The 13616-nt window shown below is 42.1% G+C and carries 9 protein-coding genes; 3 read left to right on the forward strand and 6 right to left on the reverse strand.

Going from position 1 to position 13616, the window contains the following annotated elements; genetic code table 11:
* Positions 1-174: 174 nt before the first annotated feature.
* The 4 genes from HBHAL_RS02380 to cudC all read right to left on the reverse strand — a co-directional run bounded on the left by HBHAL_RS02380 (position 175) and on the right by cudC (position 5452).
* Entirely contained in the window at positions 175-1146 is a 972-nt protein-coding gene (locus tag HBHAL_RS02380) for a C40 family peptidase (protein ID WP_014641723.1), read from the reverse strand.
* Between the two features lie 585 nt (positions 1147-1731).
* Positions 1732-3531, reverse strand: a complete 1800-nt coding sequence (locus HBHAL_RS21050; protein ID WP_014641724.1) for a BMQ_0737 family morphogenetic spore coat protein — start codon at positions 3529-3531, stop codon at positions 1732-1734.
* Positions 3532-3816: 285 nt separating this feature from the next.
* The gene (locus HBHAL_RS02390) at positions 3817-4716 is read right to left on the reverse strand and encodes a glycine betaine ABC transporter substrate-binding protein (protein ID WP_014641725.1); all 900 of its coding nucleotides are present in this window, start codon (positions 4714-4716) and stop codon (positions 3817-3819) included.
* A gap of 187 nt (positions 4717-4903) precedes the next feature.
* A complete protein-coding gene (cudC, locus tag HBHAL_RS02395; RefSeq protein ID WP_014641726.1) occupies positions 4904-5452 on the reverse strand; it encodes a choline uptake/conversion transcriptional regulator CudC in 549 nt (182 codons plus the stop codon).
* A 284-nt stretch (positions 5453-5736) separates the two neighbouring features.
* Here cudC and betB point away from each other — a divergent pair, with 284 nt between their 5' ends.
* Entirely contained in the window at positions 5737-7209 is a 1473-nt protein-coding gene (gene betB / locus HBHAL_RS02400) for a betaine-aldehyde dehydrogenase (RefSeq protein WP_014641727.1), read from the forward strand.
* 171 nt (positions 7210-7380) lie between these two features.
* Positions 7381-9063, forward strand: a complete 1683-nt coding sequence (betA, locus tag HBHAL_RS02405) for a choline dehydrogenase (RefSeq protein ID WP_041601517.1) — start codon at positions 7381-7383, stop codon at positions 9061-9063.
* Positions 9064-9828: 765 nt separating this feature from the next.
* Here the strand turns inward: betA and ahpF are convergent.
* Positions 9829-11361, reverse strand: coding sequence for an alkyl hydroperoxide reductase subunit F (gene ahpF / locus HBHAL_RS02410; RefSeq protein WP_014641730.1), 1533 nt, complete (start codon positions 11359-11361; stop codon positions 9829-9831).
* Positions 11362-11373: 12 nt separating this feature from the next.
* A complete protein-coding gene (ahpC, locus tag HBHAL_RS02415; protein WP_014641731.1) occupies positions 11374-11940 on the reverse strand; it encodes an alkyl hydroperoxide reductase subunit C in 567 nt (188 codons plus the stop codon).
* Between the two features lie 823 nt (positions 11941-12763).
* Between ahpC and HBHAL_RS02420 the strand changes: the two genes are divergently transcribed.
* A complete protein-coding gene (locus tag HBHAL_RS02420) occupies positions 12764-13393 on the forward strand; it encodes a 2OG-Fe(II) oxygenase (protein ID WP_041601518.1) in 630 nt (209 codons plus the stop codon).
* Positions 13394-13616 lie beyond the last annotated feature (223 nt).

Here is a 13616-nt window from a genome sequence, read left to right on the forward strand (position 1 = left end):
GTGGAGTTACGATGCGTGGTACCGCTAGAACGGAACGCTCTTTTGCAATTATAATGCCTAGTAAGTTTACCAAGCCCCATACTCGGTCCTGCTTTATTAAATAAAACAACAATAACCCAAATAAGAGGTTTAATCACCAATCATTTGAGTTATTTTTATGTATTATAAAATTGTTTAATCTAAAGCGCGATACAAGAAAGCACTGAATTCAGCTCTTGTTGCTTCTTCATTGGGTCGGAATGTGTTGTCATCGTATCCAGTAGTTATCGAATGGGAAGCTAATGTGTACACATCATCATATGCCCAATGAGAAGAGTTCATATCTTTAAAGCTGTAAGAACTGCTTGTACTGCTTAATTCGAAAGCTCTAGTAATCATGGCTGCTATTTCAGCTCTGGTAATATCTTCATCTGGTTTAAATGTGTTGTTCCCGTAACCATTGATTACCCCAGCTTTGACTGCAGCGTTTATGTATTCATAGGCCCAGTGAGAGGAAGAAACATCTTCGAATTGGCCGGACGAAGAAGGTTGAAGATCCAGTGACTCGCTCACCATTTTAGCAACTTGTGCTCTGGTGACGTTGGCGGTAGGTCCAAAACTGCCATTAGATAACCCATTGATAATTCCTTCATCATTTAAATGCTTAATTTCGTCATAAGCCCAGTAATCAGGTGATACATCGCTGAAGAAATTATCATCTATAAATCTTTTAGCACCCGTGTATTTATCTCCCCAATAACCAGAGAAGACGGGGTCAATGGCCACTCCTCTGCTTTTGGTAGCGGAAATCATTTCCCCATCACCTATATAAAACCCTACATGAGAAATACCTGTTTTATGTGTTCCGGAGAAGAAAACTAAGTCTCCTTTTTGGAGATTTGATGCTGCTACATATGTACCTTCTTTATATTGATCATAGGAACCTCTTGGAAGATTGATTCCAACTTTGTCCATTACATAGTATGTAAATCCCGAACAATCGAATCCATCCGGTGTTTCTCCACTCCACTGGTATGGAGCTCCGAGGTGCTTTTTTGCGCGATCAATCACTTCATAGCCTGAAACTGCTGCTGCGTATGTATGCGGTATAAATAAGAACATTCCCATAAAACTAGCTATAACGACACTGACAAATTTCCTCCCCAAAAAAATACCTCCTAAATTATGTATGGATTGGTAGCTTGTTCTCATATATTATCGTAGCATATGATAATTCGACACGATTTTACAGTTGTGTAACAGAAATAATACATTTCTATTAATTGCTATAATATATCCATAAGGCTGGTGCTCCTCATCAGTTGAAATAGCATAGGGTAAAAGATCGGGATATGTCGATTTTTAAAAGTTCAATCCTATACAAAACCCTGAACGCCACCAGTAGAGTGGGTCGCGTCCAGGGTTTAATATTGTTGTCAGATAGGAACGTTAGTTCAAAAATTTAAAGACTTACGTACGTGGTGGGATAGGAAGGTAAGTAGTCGCTCCTTCCTATCTCTTTTATGAACCGTCTGTATGTCTAGGAGGGTTGCAGGAAAGGAGCTCATGCTTGAACACAGAAATGGTTATTTAAGTGCATATATGATTCGGCACAATCGCGGAAAATGCTCGCTATCATCGTTGTTTACGCCCTCTTTCACTCAACTTTATGATGGTGTGCTCTTTAATAATAGAAACAGTTCTTCCAGAGTGTTTACACCTACGTGAGTTCTCCAACGTAGAAGTTATTTTTTACATAATCACTGTATTATCAACCAGATCAAAATCACCCAGCGACATGGTAAAAGCAGCTCCAATAGTAGTGAATCCGACCGGAGCAATTAATGAAGCTGTATCGTCCACCGTTCCCCAGGGCTGTGCGACATCCAAGAAATTTCGAACCACTTGAATTTGATCGTCGTTTGGTGAAGTGGTTCCTCCAAAGCGGTAATCCACGTAAACAGCAAATCGATTTTCATTCGGATTGGTAATTGAGTTTTCTTCTATAAGGATGGTATCAAGGCCAGGGAAGTTAAATGGTAAAAAGATGATCGAACTCCCAGGTCGATCCTGGTGATCAATATTATTTTCGCGAATAAAGACAGACACGTTTATAAAACCTGAAGTGTTAAAAAGGGCAAATTGGGTATGCTGCTCCATCGTGTTGCCTTCGATTCGAATCGTGCCATCAAAAACATCATCGTTATTTGCCTGCTGGAACGTTAGTGTTCCCCTACTTGTCGGACTTCCTAGAAAAGTGTTGTTGGTAATTACGGTTTCTCCTAAAACCCCCTGGAATTCTATAGAGTTCTCATCCCCGGTGTGGATAAAGGTATTTCCTGTGAGCGTTAGATCTTCTGCTTTAATAAAAGCATTTCGTTCCCCGCCTGATATCACCGAGTCCCTGATTGTGATGCCTTGATAATAATCCGCAATTCCTCTTTGAGGAATTAGCAGCAAGGCTTCGTCTCCAGCAGCTAGATCTGTGGGTCCAAAGAAGGAAAGGTCGGATATGGTAATGTTATCTGCCTGCAGCCTTAGACTGGTTGTATTGGTCAAGGAGTCTGGGAAGATCACGTTCGTTACCTCAGCTGAAAATCCTGTAATCGTTAATGGCTTATCAATCGTAAGGAACGTGGTTTGCGGATACTCACCCGGAAAGACAATCAAGAAATCATTAGGGTTTGCATCATCTACCGCTGGTTGTATTTCATTATAAAAGATGCCTTGAGTCACATTAAAGACTCTTCCGCCTGGCACTTGACAGCTGAAATCCTGGGAAAGCTCTATAGCACCCGAAGGGCATGGCACGCAAGTTTCGGACGTTCGAGTGAGGACTAAACCACAAACGCCGTTTGTACAAACTAGTGTCTCCTCACAAGGAGTGGTACATGGATAACAGACCAAGTCACCTTGAGAAATCCCTGTACAATCATTTCCCTCTGCAGATGTTACTTCATAGACACACACAAGCGGCGATATCGATACGGTTACAGAGCTCTCTACTTGATTTTGGACCCAATCGTATACGCGATCGGTAGTAAAGCAAAACGATTCTCCGGTTTGAGTTGCGCGTAGTGGATTCTGCTCAGGACAAGGATTAGTAGCTTCTGTCACTTGAGTTGAGCAGGAAAGTGGGGGAATAGGAGTAGGGCAAGAGAGCTGAAATTCTTGTTCTCTCGGCTGGCAGAACATCGCCTCAAGCGCTACCGTGACGTTAGCCGTCGATTGAATTCCCACGCACAGGTTCACATTGACATCGGCGAGAGTTTCAATTGGGTTGTCGACAATCGTACATACAAAACACTCCGAGCTAGTGATTTGGCATTCTACATTTGTGCCGGATGGTGCGCATAAGTAGTACGTTTCACATATACTAAAATCTGTTGCTCCGATTCTGCCATCGTCTAGCGTCACGTTAGCAGTACCTGTAATTAAAATGCGAACTTGCTGGAGGGTGATGACTGCACCGCTCGGAAGCGTAAATTGTTGTTCGCGACGACCGCCGGGCTGAGGAATCTCTGAACAACTTATATTTGAAATAACACACATGGATACTTATCCCCTTTTGGTAAGTGAGCAATAAAAACAAAATGGTTGAATGTCATTTTCCATTTTACTCCCTTACTTGTATTGAATTATTAAAAGATATCCTATGTATATGCTTTTCTAAATCCTTATGATTGTGCTATAGGGGAAATTGGCCAGAATCTGCTTCGGTATTAATGATTTGCGTTCTCGTGTATCCATCAAGGGAATTTTTCCATTCATAATAAAAAGAAGCTGGCCCTCATGATAAACGAGGGACCAGCTTCGTTATTTCTTATGTTTATACCTTTATTTTACCCACTCATCAATCAAATCCTGATTTTCTTCCACCCATTTCTTAGCACCGTCAATAGGTTCCTCGGCGCCTTCTACATACTCGATAAGCTCGCCGATTTGTTGTTCATCCATTTTCCAATTCTTAAACCATTCGCTTACTTCTGGGTATTCTTCTTCAAACCCTTGTCTTGTCGCATGGTGAATTTTTTCTACACCACCGTATGTGTTTTGTGGATCGTCCAGGAATTTCAAGTCGTATTTTGAGAACACCCAGTGCGGGCTCCAGAGTGGTGCTACAATTGGTTCTTCATTTTTTACTGCTTCTCCAATTTCAGCAAGCATCGCAGATTCAGAACTTGAAAGCAGTTCAAAGTCGAGTTCATAGTCCTTAATTAAATCTTCCGTTACTTCCATCGTACCTGCTCCAGGACCAAAACCAACAATTTCACTATTGAACATTTCCTTATGCTCGTTTAAGTCTTCTACGCTATTCACTTCTTCAACATAAGCTGGAACCACAAGTCCTACTTTTGCCTTGTCGTACCAGGTAGCATCTGAGAAATTTACCGTATCTTGATATTTCTCTAAGTAATTAGCATCCTGGACCGGCAGCCAAATTTCTAAGCTAGCATCTAAATCGCCGCTTTCTAACGCCTTCATCGTACTACCCATATTCAAGTTGTTTAATTTCAAGTTATATCCTTTATCTTCTAAAATGACTTTCCACATGTTTGTTACAGCAATGTTTTCAGCCCAATTAACTTGACCAATCGTTAATTCTTTATCCTTTGCTTCTGATTCTGTACCTGTCTGCTCACTGTTTGCTTCCTCACCATTGCTTCCGCATGCGGCCAGTACAGCAATCATTAGAATCGCTAAAATAAAACTAAGTTCTTTTTTCCACTTGTACATGTTGAAAACTCCCCTTTGTTGTTATTTATTTTAATTTTTACAGATTGTAAAAAATTAAATACGTTAAGAATTTTTTTAATGTAATGGTATAAAGAAGCCCACTCTTTCTTAGGAAAGAGGGGACTAACCCTGTGACAAGGCAGGCTGTAAATGTTTTCTATAGACTGTCTGATCACTTCTTGGCACTTTAATCTTGTGGATCTTTCGGTAAGAACTCGAAAATCTTACCGCTTCTTATACTTTCAACTAAGTCCTCTAACCAATGGTAGTATGTTTTAGATTCCTCTAATTGGTCATAGTATTTTTTTGCTTCTGCAACAATTTCAGGTGTGCTGGCAGAATCTTTTATAACATTAATAAAATCCTCTTGAGCTTCCGTAATGGCTTCTAAATTCATTTTCGCTTCACGTTCCCACATCTGACAATAAAACGACATAAAGGATCGGAAGAAATTTTTCTCAGCTGCATACGTATGTTTCCTGGAACCTCGGGTGAATGTTTTTTTCACCATATCTATTTCTTGGAGCCTGCGGACGCTTGTACTCATACTCGGTTTACTCATTCCAAGTTCGGTACGCATTTCATCAAGTGTCATCTGATCTTTGAAGTACATCGTCGCATATAAGTTTGCAGCAGCTGGTGTCACTCCATATAAATCCATTGTCTCTGCAATGGCACCAATAACTTTATCCTTCGCTTCTTCCATTTTAATGCTTGATCTTTCAGTGTCACTCATAAGGTCGCTCCTTCAATATAAAGTAAACTGTGTTAAATTTTTATCAAATCTTATTCACAAGCCTTATATTAACGTGTTCAGTTGAAATGTCAAATAAGAATCTGATTTCTGGATCTGATGAAACTCCGACACCTTAGTAATCATAAGCATTATAGTTCACTCCATTTCTTCCTGTACTTTAGATTCTAAATAGTTTTGACAGCATTTAAAAGACGTGTTAATGTTTAATTTGTTAAATAAATTTTTAATAAAATTAATATACTTCAGAATTGGAGTTGATAGATATGGATCTAAAACTACAACAATACATCAATGGCAAATGGGTGGACGCGAACTCAGGAAATACGCGCACCATTATTAATCCATTTAATCAGGAAATGATTGCTACGGTTCCAGAAGGTGATGAATCAGATGCTAAAGCAGCCATCTCTGCAGCAAGAGAAGCATTTGATAACGGAGAATGGGCTTCTACCCCAGCAACGGAACGTGGGACGATCGTAAATAAAATTGCCAGTTTGATTGAAAGAGATAAAGAAGAATTGGCGCACTTAGAATCGTTGGATACTGGTAAGACAGTAGAAGAAAGCCGTGGAGACATGGAAGATATCGCTGGAGTTTTTCGCTATTACGGGGAGATTGCAGATAAGGATGGAGGAGAACTGATTGATTCTCCTGTACCGAACTCAAGCAGCAAAGTGGTACACGAACCAGTTGGAGTTTGTGGACAGATTACACCTTGGAATTATCCGTTACTGCAAGCGTCCTGGAAACTGGCCCCTGCTCTTGCGACAGGAAACACCTTAATTATGAAGCCGAGCGAAATTACACCACTTACTACTATTAAAGTCTTCGAATTGATGGAAGAAGCTGGCGTACCTGCTGGTGTGGCTAACCTTGTTCTTGGTGCAGGCAATACGATTGGTGCTGAGTTGTCCAGCAGTACAGATGTAGATCTTATTTCTTTCACAGGTGGCATTGCGACAGGGAAGAAAATTATGCAGGCGGCTAGTGGAAATGTGAAGAAGCTCGCGCTTGAGCTCGGCGGAAAGAACCCGAATGTTATCTTCGCGGATGCTGACTTTGAATTAGCTGTCGACCAGGCGTTAAACGGAGTATTTTTCCACGCAGGACAGATTTGCTCCGCTGGTACAAGACTGATTGTAGAAGAAAGAATTCACGATGAATTCGTCAACGCCCTTGTGGAGCGAGTGAAAAAATTCAAGCTGGGCAGCGGATTTGACGAAGACACCCAAATGGGGCCACTCATTTCAGCGGAACATCTTGCGAAAGTAGAAGAATATGTTCAAGCAGGTGTTAGAGAAGGAGCTACATTAGCCGTAGGCGGTAAACGCCCGGAAGATCCAGAATTACAGAGCGGATTCTTCTTCTTGCCTACGATCTTTACAGACTGCACAACAGAGATGAGCGTCGTACAGGATGAAGGTTTTGGTCCAGTCATTACGGTTGAGAAGTTCTCTGCAGAAGAAGAAGCCGTAAAGCTTGCCAATGACTCCATCTACGGTCTTGCCGGCGGCGTCTTTACAAACGACATTGCAAAAGCGGAACGCTGTGCAGCGAAGATGCGGATGGGAACGGTTTGGATTAATGAATTTAACCTTTATTTTCCACATGCACCATGGGGTGGATTTAAGCAATCTGGCATTGGGCGTGAACTAGGCAAATTAGGGATTGAAGAATATACAGAGACAAAGCATATATTCCAAAACCTTAAACCTGAACCGATCAACTGGTTTTAAGCTATTTATCTAGCAATCTTTAAGGGGGAGGCCTAAGTCTCTCCCCAGGTTTATGGATGATAACGATCAATCAATTGAATTCCATAAATGATGAAGGGCTGCTAAGCAAGGATTTTATCTTGCTTGTACTTTTTTCGAATCACAACATCTAAGGAGGAACACAAAATGGCTATGATTGAATCATATGATTATGTAATTGTGGGTGGCGGTAGTGCGGGTTCGGTACTCGGTAACCGTTTAAGTGAAGATGGTAAAAAAAGTGTACTTGTTCTAGAGGCTGGACGCAGTGACTATTCATGGGATTTACTCATTCAAATGCCGGCAGCATTGCCGTTCCCTTCAGGGAAGAACCTTTATGACTGGCAGTACGAATCAGATCCTGAGCCGTATATGAATGGGCGTCGAATCCCGCATGCGCGCGGAAAAGTACTTGGAGGTTCCAGTTCCATTAACGGTATGATCTATCAACGCGGAAATCCAAAAGATTATGAACGCTGGGGAGCCGATGAAGGGATGGAAAGTTGGGATTGGAAGCATTGTCTTCCTTATTTCAAGCGTCTAGAGAATGCGCTTGAATCGCCGAATGATGAACTTCGCGGTAACGATGGTCCAATCAAACTGGAACGCGGTCCAGCTAAAAATCCTTTGTTCGAAGCTTTCTTTGAATCAGGTGTACAGGCTGGGTATAACAGAACCCCTGATGTAAACGGATTTCGTCAGGAAGGTTTCGGACCATTTGATAAACACGTGTACAAAGGGCAGCGTCTGTCTGCCTCCCGTGCTTACTTGCACCCTGTAATGGACCGTGAGAACCTAACAGTTAAGACACGTGCTTTTGTTACAAACATTGACTTCGATGGGACGAAAGCTAAAGGATTAACGTATAAACGAAACGGAAAAATGCATCAAGTACAAGCCGGAGAAATTATTCTTTCAGGTGGGGCGATCAACACGCCACAGTTGCTTCAACTCTCTGGTGTTGGTGATGCGAAGCACCTTCGCTCCCTTGGCATTGAGCCAGTTGTCGATCTACCGGGAGTAGGGGAAAACCTTCAAGATCACCTTGAAGTATATGTGCAACATGCGTGCCCGGTTCCGGTTTCCGAACAGCCTAACCTGCAGAAGAGACGCATGCCTTGGATCGGCTTACAGTGGATGCTTGGACGTACAGGACCTGCTGCAACGAATCATTTCGAAGGGGGAGGATTTGTCCGTTCAAATGAAGACGTTGACTATCCGAACTTGATGTTCCACTTCCTTCCGGTAGCGGTACGTTACGATGGACAAAAAGCACCAACCGATCACGGATTCCAAGTCCACATCGGACCTATGTATTCAGATGCACGTGGGTCCTTGAAGATTAAGTCGAAAGATCCGAAAGAGCACCCAAGCATGGTGTACAACTACCTGTCTACTGAACAAGATAAACGTGAGTGGGTAGAAGCGATCCGCATCACTCGTGAAATTATGTCTCAACCTGCTATGAGACCTTACAATGCTGGAGAAATTTCACCTGGTCCTACGGTTCAAACCGAGGAAGAGATTTTGAATTGGGTAAGGGAAGACGCTGAGACGGCGCTTCACCCGTCTTGTACAGCTAAGATGGGACCTGAATCAGACCCGATGGCAGTGGTTGACCCTAACTCAATGAAGGTTCACGGACTCGACAATGTACGAGTGGCGGACGCATCTGCCATGCCTTATGTAACAAACGGAAATATCCATGCTCCTGTATTGATGCTGGCAGAAAAGGCAGCGGATCTTATCCTTGGGCGTAAAACACTTGATGCCATTGATGCTGACTACTATCGTCATGGTGAGCATCCAGCTGAAGCAGGTACAGTAACTAAATAACGCTTCTTGTGAGAAGGCCTCTATCAAAAAGAGTTTGTTTATGAAGCAAACCTTTTAGATAGAAGGCCTTTTCTTTTTTCCTTATAGGCTTATTAAGCTAAAGGGCCGGATTGTGGAAGACTCAGCTTCGAGATAATTTGGATCCGTTATGTTGTTATGGAAAAGGGTTGGTGGGGAAATAACTCGCTTTCCTATGGGGGAACGGTGAGCTTCCTCGCTCGTTTCACTCCCTGCGGGATCTCACCTAGTTCCTTCTCCCATGGGAGTCTCGCCATTTCCCCACCAACCCAGCTGAGTGAGAATAACGGACCCTTCCATAAAAGTGAATGCTCTCCTTCTAAATAGGCCTTGATTGCTTCTATGACAAGCTTTTTTACATCGTTCTAGCATGAAAATACACTCCTTATCCCATGCTTATTCTCACCAAGCAGACAGGGGATTTAGTGGTTTCGAGTTTCTGATTCGGCCAGGTCCGGAGGGGGACGATGTAGACTCCTGTGGGATGAACATGATCGGTAAGATCCCGCAGGGCTGTGAAGCCCGAGGAAGCTTACCACATGCCCACGGAAAGCGAAATCGTCCCCCTCCGGACCTAATTCTCTCAAAAGTCTCGAAACTGAGTCTTCAAGTAATGGGAGCTATACTGTAAGATCCACACGATTAATTTTCACTCTTAAAGACAAAAAACTCCGAAAAACAGGATTATATTCAACCCTATTTCCGGAGTTTTTTATCTGTATTAAAAGAAGAAAGTTTTTTCTACTATTAGTTTCTAATCAAGTAATCAAATGCACCAAGAGAGGCATTTGCACCATCGCCCATAGAAATAATAATCTGATTGTTTGGACAGTCGGTTACGTCACCGGCTGCAAACAGACCAGGTAGATTCGTAGAACCTTGCTTATTGGTGATGATTTCACCAATGCGGTTGGTTTCTACGTCTGCGTCTAACCATTCTGTATTTGGGACAAGACCAATTTGAACGAAGACACCCTGAAGGGCAATGTGCTGTTCTTCACCAGATTCACGATCGATATACGTAATACCATTTACGTTTTCGTCACCGGTGATTTCTGTAGTTTGAGCATTTGTCTTCACATTAACGTTTGGAAGACTATTTAGTCGTTCTTGGAGAACCTCATCCGCTTTCAGCTCGTCGGCAAATTCAAGTACAGTAACGTTTTGAACAATACCGGCAAGGTCGATAGCTGCTTCAACGCCGGAGTTTCCGCCGCCGATGACCGCTACGTCTTTGCCTTCGAACAATGGACCGTCACAGTGAGGGCAGTAGGCTACACCTTTGTTCTTGAACTCTTCTTCACCTGGCACGCCGATTTGGCGCCAGCGTGCACCTGTAGAGATAATGGCACTCTTACTCTTCAGAACACCACCATTATCAAGTTCAATTTCGAACATGCCGTCATTCTTTTCCAAACCTTTGACACGTTGAAGGTTCATGATATCGATATCATAGTCTTTCACGTGTTCTTCAAGGCTTGCTGCGAATTTCGGTCCTTCTGTATTTTTGACACTGATAAAGTTCTCGATGGTCATGGTATCAAGGACCTGACCGCCGAAGCGCTCGGCCACAACTCCCGTGCGGATTCCTTTACGTGCAGCATAAATAGCAGCACTGGCACCTGCAGGGCCACCGCCGACAACTAACACATCGTATGGGTCACGGTTTGTAAATTCTTCTGGAGATGGACCGTCACTGATTTTTGCAACGATTTCTTCAAGAGTTATACGTCCGCCGCTGAAGAATTCTCCATCAAGATAAACCGCTGGAACTGCCATTACATTATTTTCTTCTGCTTCTTCTTTGAAAGCAGCGCCATCAATCATGGTATGAGTGATGCCAGGGTTTATTACGCTCATAATATTTAGAGCCTGTACCACATCAGGGCAGTTATGACAGCTTAAGCTTACATAAGTCTCAAATTTATATTCTCCGCTGATGTTTTTAATTTGTTCCACCATTGTATCATCAATTTTTGGAGGTCTTCCGCTTACTTGAAGTAAAGCAAGCACTAACGATGTGAATTCATGACCAAGCGGAACACCGGCAAAGGTAATTCCTGTTTCCTCTTGAGGACGGTTTACGCTGAAGCTGGGTGTGCGTTTAAGTTCTGCATTTGTAACGGTAATTTTCGGTGACATGGAGGCAAGCTCATCGGTGAGAGCCAGCATGTCGCGGGAGACATCATCGTCTCCCGCGCTGACTTTCAGTTCGATGTCACCTTCTAAAAGCTTTAGATATTCTTCTAATTGTGCTTTTATTTGTGCATCTAGAACCATTTATTTCACTCCTTAAATTTTGCCAACTAGATCAAGGCTTGGCGTAAGGGTTTCTTCGCCTTCTTCCCATTTAGCCGGGCAAACTTCGCCAGGATTGTTTCGTACATATTGAGCGGCTTTGATTTTACCTACAAGATTATCTGCATCGCGGCCGATTCCGCCTGCGTTAATTTCTACGGTTTGGATAACGCCATCCGGATCAATAACGAATGTACCACGTTCAGCCAGCCCATCTTCTTCATTCAGCACGTCAAATTGACGGGAAAGCTGTTGGGATGGATCTCCGATCATTGGGTATTTGATTTTGTTAATTTTTTCAGAGCTATCGTGCCAGCCTTTGTGTACGAAGTGAGTATCTGTAGAAACAGAGTATACTTCCACACCAAGGTCTTTCAAAGTTTCATAGTTATTTTGAAGGTCTTCAAGTTCAGTTGGGCAAACGAAAGAAAAGTCTGCTGGATAGAAGCAAACAACGCTCCACTGACCTTTGAAATCCTGTTCCGTTACATCAATAAAGTCTTCACCGTCTTTGAATGCTTTTGCCTGAAATGGTTGTACTTCTTTTCCGATTAGAGCCATAGTAGAATTCCTCCTATATTTGTGATAAGATTTCTGCTTCTGTTAAGCAGTTTTTTATAATAATTCTAATCCAGTAACTATTATTATATAGAATGCGTTTTTTGTCAACACATCCATAATTCCGTCGAAAAATCAGTTCGCGATTGGTTGGGCAGATGGAGTTAAACCACCTGTTAAGAACTAAATAATTCCTTATACTCTACCTATAACAAAGACATAAGTGACTGTCTAGGCAAAAGGGTTAAGAGGTTTTCTCCAAATAGCACTAGATAGTGATTATGATTGGCTATAGGTTTATACATGGGTTTAGTTATAGCCTGGATTATCAATGACTTACGATAATTGAAATTAGTACCATTCGAGAAAAAGCCGTCTTAAAAACAGTTATCTCATAAAAAAAGTAAGTACGTTAAATTTTCGCCCTGTTCGGGAGAGTGTTTAATGAACGGGCTGAAAAGATAACTCCTTATAAACACATTTCCACCGATTCCCTTAATAGTGATCAGCAAAACGGGGGTTATGGTGGGGGATGGAAGAAGTAAAATTATGGTCCTGTACATGTTTCCACCAATTCTAAGCGGAATCCGGAAGCCGCAGATTCCACCCTAAGATACACCCTTGTCCAGAACCTCCCATTAGGAACCGTTACCTAAGATTGGGTGTCCTTTATAATTGTGAACAATAAGATAATTTTTATGAAATATAAGGAAATAACAGTAATTAAATGGTAATATATTCTTTGTAGACTATTTTTTTTAAGTAGTGGAAAAGATCATTTTGAAAGCGTTCTATTACTATTAGAAGAGGTTGATGAAAAGTGACAATGCCAGTGAAAGAACCCTCCATTTTCGATCATACGGGGCATAAAATTATTACCGAAGATCGCGAAATAGCGATTATCGCTAAGATGGACAATCCTTTGATCGCTATCCTGGGTAATGTGGTGAGTGAGGAAGAGTGTGAAGAGCTTATCTTTCTGTCCAAAAACAAAATGAACCGATCAAAAATTGGATCACAACACGAGGTGAGCGACATTCGAACGAGCAGCAGTACCTTCCTGCCAGAAGATGATCTCACGAACCGAATAGAAAAACGTGTGGCACAAATCATGAATGTACCCGTAGAACATGGAGAAGGACTTCACATTTTAAATTATAAACAAGGCCAGGAATATAAAGCCCATTACGACTACTTCCGTTCAAAGGCTAAAGCAGCTAACAATCCAAGAATCAGTACGCTTGTCCTATACTTGAACGATGTGGAAGAGGGAGGAGAAACCTACTTTCCGCATATGAATTTGTCCATCTCCCCTCATAAAGGCATGGCCGTCTATTTTGAATATTTCTATTCCGATCCACTCATCAATGAACGGACTCTCCACGGCGGTTCGCCGGTCACTTCCGGTGAAAAGTGGGCTGCAACGATGTGGGTAAGAAGAAAACAATACAGGTAAGGGAAAGTCTCGCATGTGCAATTGATCAGAAACACCTTTAAAGCGGTTATGTATTCCTTTGAAGGTGTTTTTTCTATGCAATGCCTTACTATAGTGTTTTACAGTCATGATAACGAAGGTAAATCCAATCCTTTCATCTAATTTCTATAGCTCTTACGGTTAAAAAACGCTTAGAAGGGTTCAAATCTGAAGAACCGGTGTCTATATGTTATAATATCGTAAA

The sequence above is a fragment of the Halobacillus halophilus DSM 2266 genome, from assembly GCF_000284515.1.
GTDB lineage: Bacteria > Bacillota > Bacilli > Bacillales > Halobacillaceae > Halobacillus > Halobacillus halophilus.

Excerpts from the sequence above, each read along its gene's own strand:
- HBHAL_RS21050 (WP_014641724.1), bottom strand. The coding sequence starts at position 3,531 with ATGTGTGTTATTTCAAATATAAGTTGTTCAGAGATTCCTCAGCCCGGC.
- HBHAL_RS02390 (WP_014641725.1), bottom strand. The coding sequence starts at position 4,716 with ATGTACAAGTGGAAAAAAGAACTTAGTTTTATTTTAGCGATTCTAATG.
- cudC (WP_014641726.1), bottom strand. The coding sequence starts at position 5,452 with ATGAGTGACACTGAAAGATCAAGCATTAAAATGGAAGAAGCGAAGGAT.
- betB (WP_014641727.1), top strand. The coding sequence starts at position 5,737 with ATGGATCTAAAACTACAACAATACATCAATGGCAAATGGGTGGACGCG.
- betA (WP_041601517.1), top strand. The coding sequence starts at position 7,381 with ATGATTGAATCATATGATTATGTAATTGTGGGTGGCGGTAGTGCGGGT.
- ahpF (WP_014641730.1), bottom strand. The coding sequence starts at position 11,361 with ATGGTTCTAGATGCACAAATAAAAGCACAATTAGAAGAATATCTAAAG.
- ahpC (WP_014641731.1), bottom strand. The coding sequence starts at position 11,940 with ATGGCTCTAATCGGAAAAGAAGTACAACCATTTCAGGCAAAAGCATTC.
- HBHAL_RS02420 (WP_041601518.1), top strand. The coding sequence starts at position 12,764 with ATGCCAGTGAAAGAACCCTCCATTTTCGATCATACGGGGCATAAAATT.